Source organism: Paraburkholderia sp. BGA-UO-ETr-F12 (genome assembly GCF_059567945.1).
In genome coordinates, this window is sequence record NZ_JCAQOZ010000027.1 from 189,833 (window position 1) to 208,944 (window position 19,112).

23 protein-coding genes are annotated in these 19,112 nt (G+C 59.2%); 12 read left to right on the forward strand and 11 right to left on the reverse strand.

Annotated features, from left to right (window positions below; genetic code table 11):
- The first annotated feature begins 20 nt into the window (after positions 1-20).
- Entirely contained in the window at positions 21-710 is a 690-nt protein-coding gene (locus AC57B6_RS11845; RefSeq protein ID WP_046572204.1) for a type 1 glutamine amidotransferase domain-containing protein, read from the forward strand.
- Positions 711-849: 139 nt separating this feature from the next.
- On the opposite strand, the gene AC57B6_RS11850 is transcribed toward AC57B6_RS11845, so the two are convergent.
- Positions 850-1,929: a zinc-binding dehydrogenase gene (locus AC57B6_RS11850; protein WP_030099437.1), complete on the reverse strand. Its 1,080-nt coding sequence runs from the start codon at positions 1,927-1,929 to the stop codon at positions 850-852.
- A gap of 115 nt (positions 1,930-2,044) precedes the next feature.
- Here AC57B6_RS11850 and AC57B6_RS11855 point away from each other — a divergent pair, with 115 nt between their 5' ends.
- Positions 2,045-2,884: a helix-turn-helix transcriptional regulator gene (locus AC57B6_RS11855; RefSeq protein ID WP_444514147.1), complete on the forward strand. Its 840-nt coding sequence runs from the start codon at positions 2,045-2,047 to the stop codon at positions 2,882-2,884.
- Here the strand turns inward: AC57B6_RS11855 and AC57B6_RS11860 are convergent.
- Positions 2,838-3,308 (reverse strand): winged helix-turn-helix transcriptional regulator, encoded by a 471-nt coding sequence (locus AC57B6_RS11860; RefSeq protein WP_496421390.1) that lies wholly within the window; start codon positions 3,306-3,308, stop codon positions 2,838-2,840. The two genes, AC57B6_RS11855 and AC57B6_RS11860, sit on opposite strands and share 47 nt — an antisense overlap.
- A 54-nt stretch (positions 3,309-3,362) precedes the next feature.
- Here AC57B6_RS11860 and AC57B6_RS11865 point away from each other — a divergent pair, with 54 nt between their 5' ends.
- The 3 genes from AC57B6_RS11865 (at position 3,363) to AC57B6_RS11875 (ending at position 5,700) form a co-directional block, all read left to right on the forward strand.
- Positions 3,363-4,247, forward strand: a complete 885-nt coding sequence (locus AC57B6_RS11865) for an SDR family oxidoreductase (RefSeq protein WP_496421391.1) — start codon at positions 3,363-3,365, stop codon at positions 4,245-4,247.
- Positions 4,248-4,573: 326 nt separating this feature from the next.
- Positions 4,574-5,293 carry a helix-turn-helix transcriptional regulator gene (locus tag AC57B6_RS11870; RefSeq protein ID WP_496421392.1) on the forward strand — a complete coding sequence of 240 codons (720 nt, stop codon included), beginning with the start codon at positions 4,574-4,576 and terminating at the stop codon, positions 5,291-5,293.
- A 32-nt stretch (positions 5,294-5,325) separates the two neighbouring features.
- Complete coding sequence (locus tag AC57B6_RS11875; protein ID WP_106355771.1) at positions 5,326-5,700, forward strand: VOC family protein; 375 nt, start codon at positions 5,326-5,328, stop codon at positions 5,698-5,700.
- Positions 5,701-6,027: 327 nt separating this feature from the next.
- On the opposite strand, the gene AC57B6_RS11880 is transcribed toward AC57B6_RS11875, so the two are convergent.
- Positions 6,028-6,240, reverse strand: coding sequence for a hypothetical protein (locus tag AC57B6_RS11880; RefSeq protein ID WP_496421393.1), 213 nt, complete (start codon positions 6,238-6,240; stop codon positions 6,028-6,030).
- A 401-nt stretch (positions 6,241-6,641) separates the two neighbouring features.
- Between AC57B6_RS11880 and AC57B6_RS11885 the strand changes: the two genes are divergently transcribed.
- Positions 6,642-6,935: a hypothetical protein gene (locus AC57B6_RS11885; RefSeq protein ID WP_178370658.1), complete on the forward strand. Its 294-nt coding sequence runs from the start codon at positions 6,642-6,644 to the stop codon at positions 6,933-6,935.
- A gap of 16 nt (positions 6,936-6,951) precedes the next feature.
- Here AC57B6_RS11885 and AC57B6_RS11890 read toward each other — a convergent pair whose 3' ends face one another.
- The 4 genes from AC57B6_RS11890 to AC57B6_RS11905 are packed head-to-tail and all read right to left on the reverse strand — an operon-like array spanning position 6,952 to position 9,205.
- Positions 6,952-7,428, reverse strand: a complete 477-nt coding sequence (locus AC57B6_RS11890; RefSeq protein ID WP_278497950.1) for a GFA family protein — start codon at positions 7,426-7,428, stop codon at positions 6,952-6,954.
- A 30-nt stretch (positions 7,429-7,458) separates the two neighbouring features.
- The gene (locus AC57B6_RS11895) at positions 7,459-8,304 is read right to left on the reverse strand and encodes an MBL fold metallo-hydrolase (RefSeq protein ID WP_496421394.1); all 846 of its coding nucleotides are present in this window, start codon (positions 8,302-8,304) and stop codon (positions 7,459-7,461) included.
- 21 nt (positions 8,305-8,325) lie between these two features.
- On the reverse strand, positions 8,326-8,652 hold the full coding sequence (locus AC57B6_RS11900; RefSeq protein WP_106355780.1) for a hypothetical protein: 327 nt from the start codon (positions 8,650-8,652) through the stop codon (positions 8,326-8,328).
- A 13-nt stretch (positions 8,653-8,665) separates the two neighbouring features.
- A complete protein-coding gene (locus tag AC57B6_RS11905) occupies positions 8,666-9,205 on the reverse strand; it encodes a hypothetical protein (RefSeq protein WP_028195791.1) in 540 nt (179 codons plus the stop codon).
- A 165-nt stretch (positions 9,206-9,370) separates the two neighbouring features.
- Here AC57B6_RS11905 and AC57B6_RS11910 point away from each other — a divergent pair, with 165 nt between their 5' ends.
- Positions 9,371-10,264: a LysR substrate-binding domain-containing protein gene (locus AC57B6_RS11910; protein ID WP_496421395.1), complete on the forward strand. Its 894-nt coding sequence runs from the start codon at positions 9,371-9,373 to the stop codon at positions 10,262-10,264.
- A 367-nt stretch (positions 10,265-10,631) separates the two neighbouring features.
- Here AC57B6_RS11910 and AC57B6_RS11915 read toward each other — a convergent pair whose 3' ends face one another.
- Together AC57B6_RS11915 and AC57B6_RS11920 are read right to left on the reverse strand one after the other, a co-directional pair.
- Positions 10,632-11,297: a glutathione S-transferase family protein gene (locus tag AC57B6_RS11915; protein WP_496421396.1), complete on the reverse strand. Its 666-nt coding sequence runs from the start codon at positions 11,295-11,297 to the stop codon at positions 10,632-10,634.
- 266 nt (positions 11,298-11,563) lie between these two features.
- Entirely contained in the window at positions 11,564-12,097 is a 534-nt protein-coding gene (locus tag AC57B6_RS11920) for a cysteine hydrolase family protein (protein ID WP_496421397.1), read from the reverse strand.
- A gap of 300 nt (positions 12,098-12,397) precedes the next feature.
- Between AC57B6_RS11920 and AC57B6_RS11925 the strand changes: the two genes are divergently transcribed.
- Complete coding sequence (locus AC57B6_RS11925) at positions 12,398-12,904, forward strand: GNAT family N-acetyltransferase (protein WP_496421398.1); 507 nt, start codon at positions 12,398-12,400, stop codon at positions 12,902-12,904.
- A 280-nt stretch (positions 12,905-13,184) separates the two neighbouring features.
- Here AC57B6_RS11925 and AC57B6_RS11930 read toward each other — a convergent pair whose 3' ends face one another.
- On the reverse strand, positions 13,185-14,039 hold the full coding sequence (locus AC57B6_RS11930) for an alpha/beta hydrolase (protein WP_028195787.1): 855 nt from the start codon (positions 14,037-14,039) through the stop codon (positions 13,185-13,187).
- A gap of 128 nt (positions 14,040-14,167) precedes the next feature.
- On the opposite strand from AC57B6_RS11930, the gene AC57B6_RS11935 reads away from it, so the two are divergent.
- The 4 genes from AC57B6_RS11935 (at position 14,168) to AC57B6_RS11950 (ending at position 17,865) form a co-directional block, all read left to right on the forward strand.
- Positions 14,168-14,953 carry an AraC family transcriptional regulator gene (locus AC57B6_RS11935; protein ID WP_496421399.1) on the forward strand — a complete coding sequence of 262 codons (786 nt, stop codon included), beginning with the start codon at positions 14,168-14,170 and terminating at the stop codon, positions 14,951-14,953.
- Positions 14,954-15,095: 142 nt separating this feature from the next.
- Positions 15,096-15,560, forward strand: coding sequence for a RidA family protein (locus tag AC57B6_RS11940; protein WP_496421400.1), 465 nt, complete (start codon positions 15,096-15,098; stop codon positions 15,558-15,560).
- 167 nt (positions 15,561-15,727) lie between these two features.
- Positions 15,728-16,339, forward strand: coding sequence for a pyridoxamine 5'-phosphate oxidase family protein (locus tag AC57B6_RS11945; RefSeq protein WP_216752468.1), 612 nt, complete (start codon positions 15,728-15,730; stop codon positions 16,337-16,339).
- 155 nt (positions 16,340-16,494) lie between these two features.
- On the forward strand, positions 16,495-17,865 hold the full coding sequence (locus tag AC57B6_RS11950) for an MFS transporter (RefSeq protein WP_496421401.1): 1,371 nt from the start codon (positions 16,495-16,497) through the stop codon (positions 17,863-17,865).
- A 270-nt stretch (positions 17,866-18,135) separates the two neighbouring features.
- On the opposite strand, the gene AC57B6_RS11955 is transcribed toward AC57B6_RS11950, so the two are convergent.
- Entirely contained in the window at positions 18,136-19,107 is a 972-nt protein-coding gene (locus AC57B6_RS11955; RefSeq protein ID WP_496421402.1) for an AraC family transcriptional regulator, read from the reverse strand.
- Positions 19,108-19,112: the final 5 nt, after the last annotated feature.

Here is a 19,112-nt window from a genome sequence, read left to right on the forward strand (position 1 = left end):
CAATAAAAGGATGTTTGAACATGACAAAACGCATACTGCACGTCGTCAGCAACGTCGCCAATTATGCCGACCAGGCCGAGCCTACTGGCTTGTGGCTGTCGGAGTTGACGCATGCGTGGCACGTCTTCGGCGAGAAGGGCTACGATCAGCAGATAGTCAGTCCGAAAGGCGGAGTTTCGCCGCTCGAGCCGCGCTCGCTTAAGTGGCCCCTCGCCGATGCTTCGGTGAAGGAATGGCTCAACGACGGAAGCCGGCAGGCGCTGCTTTCGGCAACCAGCCGTCCCGACCAGATCGATCCGGCGGACTTCGACGCGATCTATTTCACAGGCGGCCACGCCGTCATGTGGGACTTTCCGGACAACGAGCCTCTGCAGCGAATCACGCGCGACATCTACGAGCGTGGCGGAATCGTCTCGTCCGTCTGTCATGGCTATTGCGGTCTGCTGAACACCAGGCTTTCAAACGGCGCGCTGCTGGTCGCCGGACGCAGGCTTACCGGCTATTCCTGGGTCGAAGAAGTACTCGCGGGAGTTGCCAGCAAGGTGCCCTACAACGCTGAGCAGGAAATGGTCCGCCGCGGCGCGTTGTACGAGAAGGCGTTGCTGCCGTTCGTCTCGAAAGTGGTCACCGACGGTCGCCTCGTGACCGGTCAGAATCCGCAATCGGCCAAGGCGACGGCAAGCCAGGTTGCAGCGCTTCTTGATAACTGAAGTCAGGACTTCGACCTCTATCTGGAACCCGTTCACTGCGCCAACGCGCAGGCTCTCCTTGAGCGTCAGCCGCTGAGCCGTGCGGGGAGTTCGCTTGTGGAAAATCTCCGGAATCGCCTCCTGAAATGCTGCAACCAGGCTATGGCGCGATCACGGTCATCCTGAACGGTCCGCCGTTTTTTGCAGCATGCGCGACGGCCTCGTTCGCATCATCGAGTGCAAAAGTCGTCACATCGAAATGTCCCAGGTCCAGCAGCCCTCCGCGGATCAGACCCGTCATCAACGTCACCGCTTCCTTCGGATACATCCACTTGCCGCGTAGCGTGATGTCGTTGCGCATGATCCACGGATAGGGCAGTTCGAGCCCCGGACCGCCCAACATGCCGACTCCGCCCATCAGCACCACGCGCCCATATGGACGAACGGCCATCACCGCGGCGCGCACCGCTGTCGCGGACACCGACGGCGGCATCAGATCCATCACGCAGTCGATCGGTCCTGGTGCCGCCTGCTGCATGTGTTCGCGATCCGTGGCTTCGTCGCCGGTTAGTGCCACGGTGCGTACGCGGTCGCCGAAGCGGCGCTTGAGATCGGCGAGCGCCTTTGCGTTGCGGCCTGGCGCGACCACGCATCGCGCGCCCATCGCCAGCGCCACCGCGATGCATGCGCTGCCGAAGTTGCCGGTCGCGCCGCTCACGAGCAGGATCTCGCCCGCGCGCAGATCGGACGCGAGCAGCCCGCCATACGGCACGAGGAGCGTGTTGAGCGCACACCAGCGGGCTGCGTCGGCCGGCTCAAGGTCGCCGATGCGCACCGCGTTCTCGGTCGGCACACGCAAGCGCTCGGCGAACGGGCCATCGTGAAAGTAGCGCTGCAATTGCTTGCCACCTTCGCCGCGCGAACTCCAGCCTTGCAGCACGATGTCGGGCATCAGTGCATCGTCGCGCGAGCGCACGGTCGGATCGCAGAATACCCAGTCGCCCGGTTGTAGGCGCGTCGCGTCCGGACCGGTCGTCCTGACGCGGCCAATCGCGCCGCAGCCGGGCACGATCGGCAGCTCGATCGGGTAGCGGCGCTCGCCGCTGAACACTTCCTGCGCATAGGACAAAACCGGCGTCGCGACGACGTCCACGATGACCTCTCCAGTGCCGACCGAAGGATCCGCGATTGCCTCGATCTCGAGCGGCCTACCGAGCGTTTTCAAAATTGCGGCTTTCATAGTGTTTTCCGTCCGATGGGTGGGGAACAGGACGATTCTGGCAGGCGTAAAATTGGCAACAAGGCCCGCTCCACTCCCAGGATTGCCCGATACCACCCTGCACGAAACACAAGCGATGACCGCCACGACTCGAACTCAGTTCGGCGATTTTCTACGCTCCCGGCGCAAGAAGCTGACACCGGATGCGGCAGGCCTGAACAACGGGCGGCGCCGCCGCACGCCCGGGCTGCGGCGCGAAGAGGTCGCGGAACTGGCCGGCATCGGTGTCGATTGGTATGTGCGGATGGAGCAGGGGCGCGTCGTCAGCCCTTCGGAGTCGACGCTCGATGCGCTTGCGCAGGCGTTGCGGCTCGACAAGGCCGAAGCGGCCCACCTGCGCGCACTCGCGCGGCGCGACGAACCACGCGAGTTCGTGCGGGAGAGCGTGCCGCCCACCGTCGAACGACTCATTGCAAGTCTCGACCACCCGGCTTATGTGACAGGCCGGCGCTGGGATCTCCTTGCGTGGAATGCTGCCGCGGCGGACCTGTTCGGCTTCGATTGCCTCGCCGAAGCGGACCGTAACATCCTGATCTACATGTTCGTCGAGCCCGAAGCGCGTCGGCTCTTTGCCGCAAGCTGGTCCGACGAGGCGCGCCGCATGATCGCCCTGTTTCGCGTGAGCCACGATCTGTATGCGGGCGACCCAGCGTTCGTCGCACTAGTGGAGCGTCTGCGCGCGAACAGCGGCGAGTTCGCGCAGTGGTGGAGCACACACGACGTGCGCAGCGGCGTGTCGGGGCAGAAAGTATTCGTGCATGCGCAGCACGCAACGCAGCGCTACGAGTACGCGACGTTTCAGTCGAACGATGACCCCGCGCTAAAACTCGCGATCTATACGCGGGTTAGCGCCGATGCCGCGATGCCGCTTACGCAGATTCCCTCCCGCCATCAAAGTTCAGGCGAGCCGCAGTGACCGCGGCATGATTTTCGTCGGCCCACTGAATCAGGACGTTCAACGCGTCGAACATCGAACGACCGAGGTCGGTCAGGCTGTATTCAACACCCGGTGGCTTCGTAGGAAAGACTTCACGATGTACGTAGCCGTCGCGTTGTAACTCATGAAGTGTCTGCGTGAGCATGCGCTGCGAAATGTCCGATACCAACCGGCGAAGCTCACCGAATCGATGTGGGCGCTCGGCCAGCGCCATCATCAGCAACGAACTCCACCGCCCGCCGATGACATCCATGACGTCGCGTACCGGGCAATTCGTAAACGCACCGTATTTTGCCCGGGCCTCGTCAAGCCTCGTTTTGAGCGCGCCGGGCACCGCCTTGGTGGTTCCCATCTGGTAACTATCTCCTGAAAAACTGCCTTCTTTACGGAAGAGCGCGGACACCTGAATATCGAGGTGCTCTCAAAATGAGAGTAACACTCAGAATGAGGCTGGTCCATGAGCGACACCATTTTCGTCACCGGTGCATCCGGTCAACTCGGTCAACTGGTTATCAAGCATCTGCTTGCACGAGGCGTGACGCCGAACCGTATCATCGCCGGCACCCGTAGCCCCGAAAAGCTGGCTGACCTTGCGGCAGCGGGCATCGAGGTTCGCCAGGCGGACTTCGAAGACCCGCAAGGTCTGGCCGAAGCGTTCAAAGGCGTCGGTACTGCCCTCATCGTTTCAACCGATGCCGTGGATGGAGCCGACAGACGATTGAAGCAGCATCGCAATGCGGTACTGTCGGCCGCTGAGGCTGGGGTCAAGCGACTCGCCTATACGTCGATGCCCAATCCGGCCAGCTCGTTTCTGACCTTCGCACGGGACCATCTGGAAACTGAGCGAACCATCCAGGCCACAGGTTTGCCGCACGTGATTTTTCGAAACGGCTGGTATCACGAAAATTTGCTCAGGTCGCTCCCTGATGCGCTGAAAAGCGGCCAATGGTATTCGGCAACTGCAGATGGGAGAACGTCGAGCGCCGGACGAGAGGAGATGGCTGAAGCGATTGCCGCCGCGCTGGCCACGTCGACCTCCGGGAGCCGGACCTACACGCTCACAGGTACTGAGGCGCTGTCCAGCGAAGAAATCGCCGACCTCGTGCGCCGTGCTACTGGCAAGCCTCTTGCCGTCGTCCATGTGACTGACGAGCAATTCGCGACGGGGCTGAAGGCGGCCGGTGTTGCTGATGGTTTTGTTTCGCTATTGATGTCGATTGAGGCGGAGGTTCGGGCTGGCCATCTTTCCATTGTCACGGACCATCTCGAATCGCTGATCGGCCGCACGCCAAAGCGGCTTGCGGATTATCTGCAAGAGGCCAGAGCGAGCTACGCGATTTGACGATGTTCCCGAAATGCGGCCGCAACCGTACGTAAGGCCTCGCGCGACTTCGTATCCGAGAGACTCGAATGCAGCACAATTTCTGACGAAGGAAGCGCGGGGATCGCAGGCGTGCATCAGCGTAAAGACGGAAAGCTCGCGGTTGCGTCTGCAAGGTCGACCGTCGACCGCCAACGAGCGTGCGGGTTCGCGCAGGTTGATACGTTCGACAGAGCCACACAGATCGTCAACAATGCGATATCTAGCTGGAAGCAACCTGTTGCATTCAGCTCGAAGTAACCGACAGCGTCGTCGATTTACTTGAGTGCCGATATCAGGATCAACGTATGGCTCGCTCTGAACGTCTTCTTAGTCTCCTGCAAGTGTTACGGCGCTATCGACGTCCCGTGCGTGGTCAAGCCTTGGCCGAGGAGCTCGGTGTGAGCATCCGCACGCTATACCGCGACATCGCCAGTTTGCAGGCGCAAGGAGCAATGATCGAGGGGGAGCCGGGCGTTGGTTACCTGATGAAACCGGGTTTCATGCTGCCGCCCATGATGTTTCGCTCCGAAGAACTCGACGCTTTGGTTCTTGGCATGCGCTGGGTGGCTGATCGCTGCGACAGGACGCTATCGGACGGTGCGCTGAGCGCGCTTGCGAAGATGGCGGCCGTATTGCCGGCGGAACTGCGCCGCGAACTGGAGGAATCGTCGCTGCTAGTCGGTGCGCCGTTGAAGAGGCACGCCTACAAAGTCTCGTCGGATCTTCTGCGTGCGGCAGTCCGGGCAGAGCGAAAGCTCAATATTACTTATGTGGACGCCAGTGGTGCTGAATCGCAGCGCATCGTTTGGCCATTTGCGTTGGTGTATTTCGACCAGGCCCGCGTGCTGATGTGTTGGTGTGAGTTTCGCGCAGATTTCCGGAATTTCCGTTCGGACCGCATCCTGAACATCGAGGAAATGGAGCGCTATCCCAGGAGACGCTCAACGCTGCTTCGTGAATGGCGCAAAGTCAATCATCTGGCTAGCCGCACGATACTGCCAGAATCTGACAGTATGCTCTCGTAGACTGAGCTTCCTTTCTTGGCCAGGAGCTCAAAATGAAGTTTGCGTCTGTTCGTGTTGTTACTCGGCATATCGAAGGTCTGGTCGAGTTTTACCAGAAGCTTTCCGGTCTCGAAGCTGCACGGCCGGCTGATGGGTTCGCGGAAATACAATTCGAAGGGGCGGTGCTGGCGATTTCGTCTGAGCACCTGATCAAGCTTTTCAATGCCGGCGCCGCCACTGCGGCCGCGAATCGGTCGGCGATCCTCGAGTTTGAGGTGGAGGACGTTGATGCAGTGTTCGAACGGATGAATGCGTTGGGGACCGACATCGTTATGCCGGCGACGTTGATGCCGTGGGGCAATCGCTCGCTGTTGCTGCGCGACCCGGACGGGAATCTCATCAACGTATTTTCTCGACCCAGGCGCTGAGAGAGACAACGCCGGCAAGGACTCTTGCCTGACCCATTCCCAGCCATGCGGACGTATAGCCGCCGCGGCGTAGCAAACCGTCGCGACAATTGCGAGTTGAGGAACAGGCTGCCGCCCAGGTCCTTCGAAGGCGCTTATGCCGACTACCAGGCAAGTGCCCCGCAGGCGAACGTTTTGGTGTGGAGCGAAATGTGGATTCGTGCTCGCGCTAACCGTCTCCCGTTCCGTCACGACGCGGGAGATATTCGTTTGATCCCGGCCGCGTGCCCGGTATGGTCGGGATCGTTGTTCGTGATGTGATTGGCCACGACTTCCCCTTGACGCGACCTACTGGATATCGGCTGGAGGATCCGGCATGAAATGGACTACCACTATTCCGATTAGTCCCAGCGCGCACAGGAAAGTCAGGAAATAGCAGATACGCTCGGTGAGCGTCGCCCTGCGCTTTTTGCGTTTAGGGGCATTACGGTTCCTGCTGAACGTGCGAATCCCCTGATCCTCAAGCGCTTCCTGCTGTACTTCCTTGTGTAGATTGTCCATCTGTCCGCTTTTTACTTGTATTTCACGTCTGACGATCCGGAATGATCTCAGATATTTGTAAGATTTGCGTCCCTATCGGCTTTCTCGCCAGCTTCCCGAATGACCGCCGCCTGGTTCCTTAATCATTGTCGAACCGCCCCTCTACCTGCGGCGTCCAGTATGTCGTTCTGAATGAATCCGCGACACCTGTTCGCCATGGCCCGAGTGCTTCGACGACCGACTGGGCAGCTTCAAAACATCATTTGATCAGATGTTTTACACTGTTCTCGATATCGAAGCGGACATGTAGTTGTAGCCGCCAATTATCACGATCTCGTGAAATTCGATGATTACGCAATTCGTGGTTAGGCAGGGGCGATCGTCTGCGTCGATATTCCAGTCCAATCAAGGAGAGACGGATCATGAGCAAGGTAATTAGCACATCAATCGCGGCCGTTGCCGCGCTCGCGCTGTCGGGCGGTGTTTATGCGCAGAACAACACGCTGGCGACTCCGACCACGGTGTCACCGGCCGCCAATGCAACGAGCGGCTACGGCACGCCCGGCGCCACCAACTCGGACAGCGGCGTGGGCACCGGGTCGCTGAACTCGCGCCCGCAGAAGAGCACGAACAATGGCTCGACATCCGACACGCCGGCTTATGGGACCAATAACACGCTGGCAACCCCGACCACGATGTCGCCTGCTCCCAAATAACGGCACTTAATGACGATCACCCGGCGTAAGCGCACAGCAAACAAGCGCCTCTCATTCGCCAGTCGTCACAAGAAAAGCCGCTGTCCTCACGGATAGCGGTTTTTTTATTTCTCCCTAAAACGGGCCGAACTGGGACGGTCGCCGTCTGGCTGCGGTCTGCCAGCTTCGGTGGTTCGACACTGCGACCGAGATCATTGGGGATCGACAGAATCAAAGATGCCGGGTTTCCGATGGCGGGTTGCTCCAATTTAAATACGTGGACACCGCAACGCTTGCAGAACGGATGATGTGCAAACGGATTTTTGCCCCGATAAACCGTCAGTGCATTCTCATCGGTAAGAAGGCGGAACGCTTCTAGGCGAACATTGACGAGCCAGAGCCGCGTTTTGCTGCAGAAGGTGCAATTGCATTTCGTTGTGCCCTCGCTGAAATCGATCTGAGCTTCGAACCTCACGGATTGGCAATGGCAACCTCCTCGATATGTCCGCAGCATTGGGTGCTCCTATGGATTGAGATGCACTCGTCATGCTTCGGCCTCGTAAAGCAGACCGTAACTCCCGCTCGTTCGTTTTATGCGTGCGAAACCGAGTTCCCCCAAATGCATCCCGGCGATCAACAGCCCCTCCGAACTGGCCATGTCCAGGAGCCGTGATCGTGTGACGGCGGCGAGCGAAGGGTCTTGATCGAATGCAATCGATACGTCTGGCCGTTTAACCTGAATGTGAGGAAAATGAACAATATCGCCCCAAACAAGCAGGCCTTGATCGTGGGATTCGAGAAGATATCCGGAGTGCCCATCTGTGTGTCCCGGTAGCGGCATCGCCCGGATACCGGGAAGTACTTCTCCCTCATTGAACGTGCGAAGCCTGTCGCGGTAGCCGTCGAACACTTGACGTGCTATCAGGAAGTTACCTCGGGCACGCTCGCTGGCGCGACTTAGATTTCCATCGTCCTGCCAGAACTTGACCTCTTGCTGATGAGCAATAAGCTCCGCATTCGGAAAGCTAATGTGTCCGGCTGTGTCCACTAGGCCGCCGACATGATCGGGATGGGCATGTGTGAGCAGGATCGTGTCGATCTCGGACGGTTCGACGTCAGCAAGCGATAAATTGGTTCTCAGTCGACCGCCCCATTGTTTGATGCCTCCAGCCCCACCGTCGATGAGAATCGAGCGGCCCGCTCCGCGCACTACGTAGCAGTTGATATGGACGGCGGAAGGCTCCTTCTGCCCTGCATCACTTTGCATTCTGGAGGCCTCGGACGGATCGATGTTCGAGAGAAAGTCGAGGCTGGCGGTGAGGTAGCCGTCGCTGATTGCGGTGATCGTGAAATCCCCGACTCGTTGACTTGGAAAGCTAAAGGTGGACACGGTTCTTCTCCGGAAGACTTTCTAATTTCGGGCGTGAATGGTCGATGCGGTATACCCAAAACAACGGATGCGTGCCGTGAGACCCGTGTGGCGCGCGATGGCGTCGTCCAGCGCTTCCATGAACAGGTTCATCACCGGGGGTGTGCGAAATGTCTCAAGGCGATATTGGATTTCCGCGAAGACGGGATGTCCGTGTCCATGCCGAACGTCGACATAGATGACATGAACGTTTTTGAGTGCGGCTCCAAGGACACTCGTACAGAGTTCGATGCATTCGCTGGAAAGCTCGGCAAGCGTCTCATCAGACGGCATTTGCCCCGTAGCAATATAGAAAGTGACATTAGGCATCGCGGACCTGCTTTTACTGTTCGACCGAAACGGCGTGGGAACGCGTCAGTTGTGCTGTCATCGGCGAATAAAGATGAATGCCTGCCGACATGCTCTCGACAAGCTGAGCGTTTCGCCGGGGCAGTTTTGCGAGCCAGCGGCGGTCCGGAAACTTCTCCAGCGCGACTGCTTGCATCGCCAACGGTGTGAGGCCCATCTGGATCAGAGGTTCGGGGCCGCTTGCGCAAAGCACCAGGAGTTCATCGGCATTGACTGCCGGCGCAATGCCGATATCGCTGTAGAGATTTCGGTGCCAGTCGGTGATGTGTTGCTGCCACCTTGCAAAATTGCCGCCGCCTTTCTGGCGATATTCCTCTCCCGTCAGGACGTCGAGACTGTCAATCGTGTGGATGGCGAGGTAGAGCGGGCAGCCATCGCTTAGTGACTTGAAGCGCTGCGACGTGTGGAAGCCCGTGACCGAGATGAGGGCGGGCAGTTTTTCAAGGCTGTAGAAGTCGTTCCATTCCGCTTCGCTGTTGGGATCGGCGAAGCTGCATTCCACGGTGTAGATCATCAGACTATCCTTCGTGACGGGGGAGCATGTTGCAGCGAACGATCCATGTTCATTGCATTAACGTAATGCTAATCTGTGATTTCCCGCACACATATCGATATATAGTCAGCCTTCAGTGACATTTGCTCAAGCTGGCGTCGGCGTATATCAACCGGCGAGACCCCAATGCGACGTAAGATTCCAAGCAATTCCGCGCTCATGGCTTTTGAGGCCGCGGCTCGACACGGCAGCTTCGCTCGCGCGGCCGAGGAGTTAGCGCTGACTGAGGGCGCCGTTAGTCGTCAGATCGGTCGACTGGAGGCATTTTTGGGCGTCGCGCTGTTCGAGCGCGTTGGAAACCGGGTACGGCTTGCGCCCAACGGCACGCGATACGCGGCGCAGGTTCGCGAGATTCTGGATCGGCTGGAACGGGACAGCCTGTATCTGATGGGACAGCCCATCGAGGGCGCGAGCATTGATATTGCCGCGATTCCGACCTTTGCCACTCGTTGGTTGATCCCTCGACTGAAACGCTTTCAAGATCGGCATCCGCACATTACCGTGCACATTGCCGAGCGTATGGACCCCTTCATTCTTGCCGGTAGCGGTTTCGACGCAGCGATCCATTTTGAGCATCCGGCGTGGGCGGGTATGCATTTGCATCGGCTGCTGGAGGAGGTGCTAGTGCCGGTCTGTAGTCCGGCGCTGCTCGCAAGCGCCGGTGCGAACCTTTCGCTCGATGAACTGCCACGCCTTCACCGGCGTCAGAACCCGGACGCAGGGCAGCTATACGCACAGGAGGCCGGCATCGTGCTGACCAATTCGGCGGTCGGCGCACGGTACGATCTCCATTCCATGTTGATCGAGGCGGCGCTAGCCGGCCTGGGGGTTGCGTTGGTGCCGCGTCTTTACGTGGGGGCAGAACTTGAACAAGGCCGTTTGGTTGCGCCCTGGCCGGACGGCAAAGCGATTGCCAAAAACTTCTGCCTCGTTCTTCCTGAGCCGATCGAGTTGAGTGAAGCGCCACTGCAGGCATTTGCGAAATGGATGCTTCAGGAAGCCCGGGGTTTAATGGCTTAAAGCAGGGCCTGACGCTCATCAAAACCAGCCTGGCCTCCGCCGTTTTCCTCGCGATGGTCGACGATTCTGCTTACCTGCCCTGAGGTTGTGACCGGGGCCGAAAGAGCAGTGTCCGCCTCAACGCCGCGACTTGACCCAATGCAGATTGGCTACCGGCCCGGTGAGACCTCGTGACAGCTTGACTACCGCTTTGGTCAGGCATCGTGAAACGCCCCTCGGTTATGCTCTTGACGCGCCGTATTGGCCTGGCAGCAACTAGGGAAGGGTGAAGCGACACCCGAAAACCGGTTACTTTGTATTTTCACACGGTTTTGGCCGGACTCAGCGTGATGACGAGCGGCCCAGTTCGAGCCAGCGCTTATCTTCATCAGCCGGTCGGCGGCTTGCCAGTGAAAACCGCCAATTGAGCGTCGAAAGCGCGTTTGTAGGCGGGCCGCGCTTCGCCGCGGGCGACATAGGCGGAGAGGTTCGGGTATTCGCCCAGCAAACCCGATGCTTTCAGCCTGAGCAGCACCGACACCATCATCAGGTCGCCCGCGCTGAACGCACCATCGAGCCAGTCGGCGTTGCCAAGGCGATCGGAAAGCTCACGCAACCGGTCACGGATGCGATCTTCGACGATAGGCAGGCGCTGCTCGTACCAGGCCTTGTCCGCCTCCTGAAACCTGGTGGTCTGGAGATCGAGGATCGGCGGCTCGACCGTGTTGAGCGCCGCAAACATCCATGTGATCGCGCGTGCGCGGGCATTCGCATCGTCAGGTAGCAGGCCTGTATGGTGCTCTGCGATATGGAACACGATGGCTCCCGATTCGAACAGGGTCAGCGCGCCTTCTTCATAGGTCGGGATCTGCCCAAAGGGATGAAGTGCTCGATGCGCGGGTTCCTTCATTGCGCTGAAAGAAACAAGGCGAACCTCGTAAGCTTGGCCGGCTTCTTCAAGCGCCCAGCGAACCCGCATGTCACGCGCCAGTCCCTTGCCGCGATCGGGCGATCGTTCAAAGACGGTGATAACGGGGATCAGTGGCGGGGGCATGGTGATTTCTCCTTTGCTGGATGTCTCGTCGAGTGCCGGAGACGTCACTCCGGCGCTTATCTATCAGACGTTCGCGATAGGGCTAAATCGACATCCTCGAACTAATTTTTTCTCAGGGATTGGGTCAATCGGTGTCCAGAACGACATCATCCGGGCACGAGACCGGTCTTCGCCATTCTGTTGAAAGCCCCAGGTACGAATTCGGATCGTATGCATGCGGGCCATAATCTGTCGGAATTCCCCGGCACTATCCGCAGCGGGTCAGCTCACTTGTCAGTATCCAGCAAGGTCTCAGCGGTGATGACGCTGCAATACTCTACGTCCAGATTGGCAAGCGACATTGCGTGCACGTCTTCCGCGCTTCGCAGGTTGCCGTTCCAGTCCTTTCGATCAAACGTGAAACAGCAATCGGCTACGAGGTAGGTTGCGAAGCCCAGGTTGCCGGCCATACGGACCGTCGCTTCGACAGAGTTATTGGTGATGACGCCGGCTATCACCAGTGTGTGATGGCCTTGTGCGCGAAGTTGGGCTTCCAGATTCGTACCTATGAACGCATTGTTGGTCCGTTTCGGAATGACCGGCTCGCCGGCGACAGGTGCGGCCTCCGGTTTGAAGTCGTGTCCGCTTTGGCCCGGTCGATAATGCGAGCCGGGTTCGGTCGAGTCGTGCCGAATGTGCCATACCGGCCAGCCACGCCGCCGCCAGTGGTCGAGCAAACGTGCAATCTGAAGCTCGGCAAGCGGGTTGTTTCTGCGTCCCCAGCTTGGGTGGTCGATGGCTTTCTGAAGATCCACGAGCATAAGCACGGCGCCGGCCGGGCGTGGCAAGGCAGTCATTTTTTTCCCTGCGTAAGCGGACGTTGTCGCGAAGCGATTCGATTCAGGACTTTATCGCAAGTCGGCCGCAAGTTCGCACTCGCGGAAGTTGCCCGGTTTGATGCGGCGAGGACGAGACACTTGACTAAGGCGCCTGGATCGTCAACATCCCATGAGCGCGCGGGATGGATGTATCCTGCGCACCTTTCTCCTCCAACAACCTGGCCCGTGAATAGAAATGAGCGGTTTTGTCTTCACGGAGACTCTTCAACGGAGATATGAACGATGACCTCGAAAAGCATCCGCAGAGCGACCGCAGAGGACGTGGCCGTTCTTACACAGATCCGGAACGATGCGCATGCAAAGAAGGTGGCTCATAGCGACTATGCGTGGGGCAAGGAGGGAGACGGATTTTCCGAGCAGTGGGTGCGAAACAACGTCTCGCAGAAAGAAGTGTATGTCGTTGAACTGGATGGTACGCCGGCTGGAACGTTCTCGTTCGATCTGGACGATGAAAGACACTGGGGACCTCAAGAACCGATCGCTGGTTATGTGCATGGCCTTTCTGTGCGGAAAGGCTTTAACGGACGTGGACTCGGGAGTTTTATGCTTGATTGGTGCGCTAACAAGGTGAGCGGCCTGAACCGGCGTTTTGTTCGACTCGACTGCGCCGTCCACAACGAGAAACTATGCGCCTACTACGAGTCGCTTGGTTTTATCCGCGTAGGCCTGTACCCGGAGCCCGAACCCGATGGCTACGTCTGGTCGCTATACGAGAAATCGGCTGACTAACTTTCACTGGTTGTGCGGGACGCTATTGGCGACAACGGGGCGAAAATGCCTGCCAGACCGCGAATCGCCGTACCCCCGGAACACACGCAATGTTGGGGGGCATCGTAGACACGGTTGGGGTTTGAAAACTGAAGTACCGCGATCAGCTTTGCTCGCACACCGCCGGGTAGCGTTACGTACTGGCGGTCGAGCCGAAGTTTGGGCGGCGATTGCATGAGGGGGCCTCCGAAGCTGGAGGCCCGATATTAACGGCCGACTCGCCCGTGCAAGATTCTCCAGATCAGGCACGCATCATATCGATGACGGCCTGCGACAACGCTCCGCCCACCTCTCCAAGCCTGTCGACGGCATCGAAATGGTGCCCGTCCCGTTGACGTACGATCCGCACGTCGAGACCATGGTTATTCAGGAGCGTCTGGTATTCCGCCTGCAACCTGTGGAACTCATCGGACTCATCGCCGCCGACGGTCAGGATGAACGGCAGAACTGTCGAGGGCAGATGGAACTTGGGGCTGAAATCAGCCACCTCCCGCTCATCGAGTTTGACGGCGTTGTTGAGATAGCACAGCCGGATCGGTTCCAGATCGTAAAGACCGCTGATTGCGCAAGCACCCTTCACAACGTTTGCGGGAAGATCATGCTTCGTCCAGTCGGTGCCGGCCAGAATCGCAGTCAAGTGGCCGCCCGCCGAGCTTCCGGACACGTAGATTGCGTCGCGGTCGAGGCCGAGTGCCTGTGCATTTCGATAAAGATGAGCAATCGCCTGGATGTTGTCCAGGACGATGTCCCCCATTCGCACTGAGGGTGCGAGTCGATAGTTCACGACCGCCACGTTGATGTTCGCTTCCAGATAGGGAAGCGCCACCGTGCTGAAGTCGGATTTATCGAGCGATTGCCAGTAGCCGCCGTGGATGAAGATGAGGACCGGACGCCCCTTGTCCTTCGCGGGGAAGAAATCGAGCGTTTGTTTTTCGTCCGCGCCATAGCGCACATTTTCGTTCACCGTGTGGTCGCGACGAAACTGGGCGCTCGTCTGCGACCAGCGGGCGAATATCTCCAGATGGTCGGGGATTCCGGCGCGAACATTGTATTGTTGATCCAAAGCCTCTTGATTAAACGAACGGTAAACCGGCATCCTGTACCTCATTGAAAGTGCGTTGAAGGAGTAAGCGAACATTCGGGCGTCCGCGTCACTCCGTAAATTACAGGTGCTGCGGGCTGGCACGCTCGCGCGCAAGTGACAACATTGATTGAGGACACGCCATGTTCGGCAAGAGCGAAAACCGGGACGACTACCAACTCATCCAGCAGCGAGTCGGCGGAATGGCCCGCGATCTACCCGACCGGTTCTTCATCGACTATCACGAACATCGGCGCGGCCAGCTGATCTACGCGTCCGCGGGGTCGATTCTCGTCACTGCTGAAGGCGGTTCGTGGGTCGTGCCGCCGCTGCGCGCCGTGTGGGTGCCGCCTCGGGTACGCCATTGCATGCAGGCAATCGGGCGCATTGAAATGCGCACGCTCTACTTCGATCCGGAACACACGCCGCTCGCCTCGACCGCATGTTGCGTGGTTTCCATATCGCCGCTGCTGCGCGAGTTGATCGCGTCTGTCGTCAAGATGCCGGTTGACTACGACGAACACGGGCGCGATGGCCTCGTGGTCGAGCTGCTGTTTCAGGAGATCAAACCGCTGCAGATCGAGCCGCTGCATCTGCCGATGCCGAACGATGCACGCATCGCGCGTATTTGCCGCTGGATCGTCGCGAATCCGGCCGAGGAGACGTCCGTTACCTCCTGGAGCAAGGTGGTTGGTGCGAGTGAACGCACGATCATTAGACTGTTCCCCGAAGAAACCGGCATGACGTTCACGCGCTGGAGGCAGCAGGCCCGTTTGCTCGCGGCCGTGCAGATGCTCGCTAACGACCGCCCTGTCACCGAAATCGCCACGGATCTCGGCTACGACAGTCCTAGCGCGTTCAGCGCGATGTTCCGCAAAGCGTTGGGAAGCAGCCCCACGGAGTATTTCCGGCGTACTGACGCAGACTGAGGCGTGTCGCGTATCCCGCCTTTTATTGATCGCCAGAATGGCGTCAACGCGACGAATCGTGGCGCTATCGCGAGCGTCCGCTGTGCGCTAATTGTTCATAGTGATCGTGAAGGCCGCGTGGGCGGCAAACACAGGAGCTGTAATGACAATTTACGATCGCATTCGCGAAGCGGGAATAACGCTTCCGACACCCGCTATTCCCGCCGCTGCATTCCGTCCCTACGTTCTTTTAGATAATCAACTGATCGTTTCAGGACAATTGCCGGTGCGGGACGGAAAGGCACTGTTTACCGGCAAAGTGCCTGACGTGGTGTCGGTCGCAGATGCTCAGAGTGCGGCGCGACTTTGCGTGGTCAACATCCTGGCGTGGGCACACCATGCTACGGAAGGCGATCTGAACCTGATCAGGAAGGTATTGCGACTCGGCGGGTTTGTCGCGACGTCGGACGGTTTCGCCGATGCCCCTGCCGTTATCAATGCGGCGTCCGAGCTTGTCACCCAGATTTTCGGTGAGCGAGGCTCGCACGCAAGAATCGCGATAGGCGTGGCAAGCTTGCCCCTCAATGCGCCGGCGGAAGTCGAAGCGACGTTTGCACTGGCGGGATGAACTGGGCGCGACGGGCGGACTGCCCGTATGCGCAGGGGAGCGCGCACCGCGATGCAGTCGCGCGCCATCCTGTCAGCCGAAGATGACCGTCGTGTCTCGAGTCGGCGCCGAGGTTGGCCCGGGTCGCGCCGACAACATTCAATTCACTCCTTCACTTTTACGCCGATATGACTCCCACCTACTTGTGCGCCGACATGCGCCGGACCGATCTCGCGTGGACTGACTGGCCCGCCATCGAAAAATTTCTGAAAGACGAACTGATCTGCCGCGCCGCGGTTCACGACTCGCCGTATCCGTACATCACGGCGCAAAGCTTTACGTTCGTCGGCGATGCGTTCCTGATTCACTGCTCGCGATTCGGAAAATTTGCTGCGGCGATCCATGCCAACCCGCATCTGATTATTGAAATCGATCGACCGGTGGCGCTGCTTAAAGCGCCCAAAGGGCAAAACACCAGTCTCGAGTACTACAGTGTGATCGCTCGCTGCCGGGCACAAATCACGCATCTGACGAATGACGTGATCGCGCACCAGAACCAGGCGCTCGACAAATTTCGACCGGAGAAAGACTACACGCCGATCGAGGACGGCGCGGCCAATCAGATCATCGCGATGCGATGCGTGATCGACGAGATGACGGCCAAGAAACGCATTCTCGCGGACGGTCAATATTCTCCGCCTGGTCAACCTGAGGCCCCCTATGTCCGGTACCCGTTTGCCGCGGGCGCGGCCCTGTCCGGCTTGCCGGCAGACGCGTTCGACAAGAACCGCTTCAAGTAAGCCGGCCGCAGCCGTTCCCAAGTTGGCGTAGACGCGATACCCGACGGCATCTTCACGTGAGCCGCTGTTCTTTTGGAGTCCGATAGTGATTTGCAGGCACCGTTCGATGCGGTGTCCGTACTTTTCGATTCGACCCATGAGAACAGGAGGCACGCATGAAGATGACAGGGATGGAAGTGGCGGGCGGCAACGCGGCCAGCCGGTTGGAACGGTTACCTGTTTGCGGCTACCACCGCATGCTGTTCGTAGTCATCGCGCTGGCATTTTTCTTCGACAACGTCGACCTCGCCACGATGACCTTTGTTCTCGGCTCCATCAAGAGCGAGTTTGGCCTGAGCAGCGCGCAGGCTGGAATGCTGGGTAGCGCCAGCTTCGCCGGGATGGCGCTGGGCGCATTGTGTTCAGGAGCCGCCGCCGACCGGTTCGGCCGCAAGCCGGTGTTTCAGATCAGCATGATCGTGTGGGGCGTGGGCAGCTATCTGTGCTCGACCGCTACGCATGCGACCTCATTGGGTATCTTCCGGCTGGTTCTCGGCATTGGAATGGGGATGGAGCTCCCGCTCGCGCAGACCATGCTGTCGGAATTCATTCCGGCAAAGTCGCGGGGCCGCTACCTCGCAATGATGGATGGAAACTGGCCGCTGGCGTTTGTCTGTGCCGGACTGCTTTCATACTATGTACTGGGCGCGCACGGCTGGAGAACCTTGTTCCTGATCGAATCGATGCCGGCGGTCTTTCTGTTCGTGGTCCGCCGCTATGTTCCCGAATCGCCGCGCTGGCTTGAATCGCGAGGGCGTCACGTGGAGGCGGCGGAAATCGTCGCGCGAATCGAGCAATCGGTGATGTCGCGCCTGCAATTGAAAAGTTTGCCGGCGACTAATCCGGTCGCTATCGAGTTGCGTAGCGAGCAGGGCCTCAAGGTGTTGTGGTCGAAGGCTTATCGGAGCAGAACGCTGACGGTCGGTTCGTTGTGGTTCTTTTCACTTCTTGGATTCTATGGATTGAACACCTGGCTGGGCGCGCTCCTTCAACAATCGGGACTCGCCGTGACGAAGTCGGTTCTGTTCACCGTCTATGTATCGCTAGGCGGCGTGCCCGGCTTTCTATGGGCCGCCTGGGCGGTCGAGCGATGGGGACGCAAACCGACATGCGTCATCACGCTGGTGGGCGCCGCGGTGATGATCTTCGCATTTGGCCGCATTGCGCATCTCAGTCCGAGCCCGTCTGCGCTGATCGCAGTCGGCGCACTGATGCAATTCTTCACGTTTGGCATGTGGGCCGTGCTCTACACCTACACGCCCGAGTTGTACCCGTCGAGAGCGAGGGCTTCGGGGTGCGGCTTCGCCTCATTCATTGGACGGCTTGGTGCGCTGATTGGACCGACGGTGGTCGGCCTGACCCTTCCAGTCTGGAAGAATGATGGTGTATTCGTTTTCGGTGCCCTCTGTTTTCTGGTGGCGGCGCTCGTGGTGACGCGCTTTGGGATTGAAACTCGCGGCAGCACGCTGGAGAACGTGTCCGGTTAGCAAACTTGGCTCTCGAAGCCGGTGTCCGCATCTTCGAGAGCGAACTGATCTGTTCCGATGCGACGGCGCACCGTCTTAGGGTCGAGGGACGACGGGCAGATATCCCTGGTCACACGCTGCCGACATGGCGGAGCGTGCTTGAACGCCAATATGATGGGTGGGAATCCGAGCATCTGGTGGTCGACACAGCTAACGTTTCGGTTGAGCAGGTCGTCGAAACTATCGCTCGTCAACTGTCGGTGCTACCCCCGGGAGCAAAGCGTGTCACGCTCAGTGTGATGAAACGTACGTCGCATCGTCGAACGCTGCCGGAATGGCGAAGCTCTCGCGCATACGCTTCGTCTCCGCCGCCGGCGTCAAGCCAAAAAGCCGCTTGAACTCCCGGTTGAACTGGGATGCGCTCGTGTAACCTACCGCGTGGCTCGCGGCGTCTGCAGTCAACTCCTCGCGGATCATCAACAGGCGAGCCTGATGCAAGCGGGTTGACTTCACGTACTGCATCGGAGAAACGTGTGTGATTGCCTTGAAGTGGCTATGGAAGCTCGGAACGCTCATTCCCGCTTCTCCTGCCAACTGCGTCACGTCCAGCGGCTGCGCGTAGCCGGCGTGGATGAGGCGTAGCGATCTGCCTATCCGGCCGAACTGGCCTCGCATCGCCAAAGCTTCGCGCATCGAGCTTCCCTGCTTTCCGGTGAGCACACGGAAATAAAGTTCGCGTAGCAGGCCAGGGCCCAATACAGCGGCTTCAAGCGGCCGATGCATCGCTTCAAGGAAACGCAGCACGGACGCCTGCATCGCGTCATCCATCGGTGTCGACATCATGCTTTGAGGCGCCTGCACGTGTTCCGCTACGCCTTCACGGTCGATCTGCCCGGCCAGCTCGGCGGCCAACGTGAAATCGAGGTGGAGGTACAGCGCAAGCAGCGGGCGCTGCCGGGTGGCCTCGGTTTCCATGCTGAACGGAACGGGCGCGGCTACGGCCAGGTAGTGACGTTCGTCGTAGAGATAAAGCCGGTTGCCGAAATAACCCCGCTTGCGCCCCTGACAAACGATCACGATACCGGGATCGTAGAGAACCGGTGTGCGTGCCAGAGGTCGGTTTGACCGCAAGATGCGCACGCCCGGCAGCGCCGTGAGGTTGTAGCCCTCGTCGGGCGCCAACGCGAGGAGCAGTGCAACCATGCGTTTCCGGGTTGCCGCGGAAAGATCCGGATTATCCGTGATGGCCCGTTTTGCGTTCATAGTTT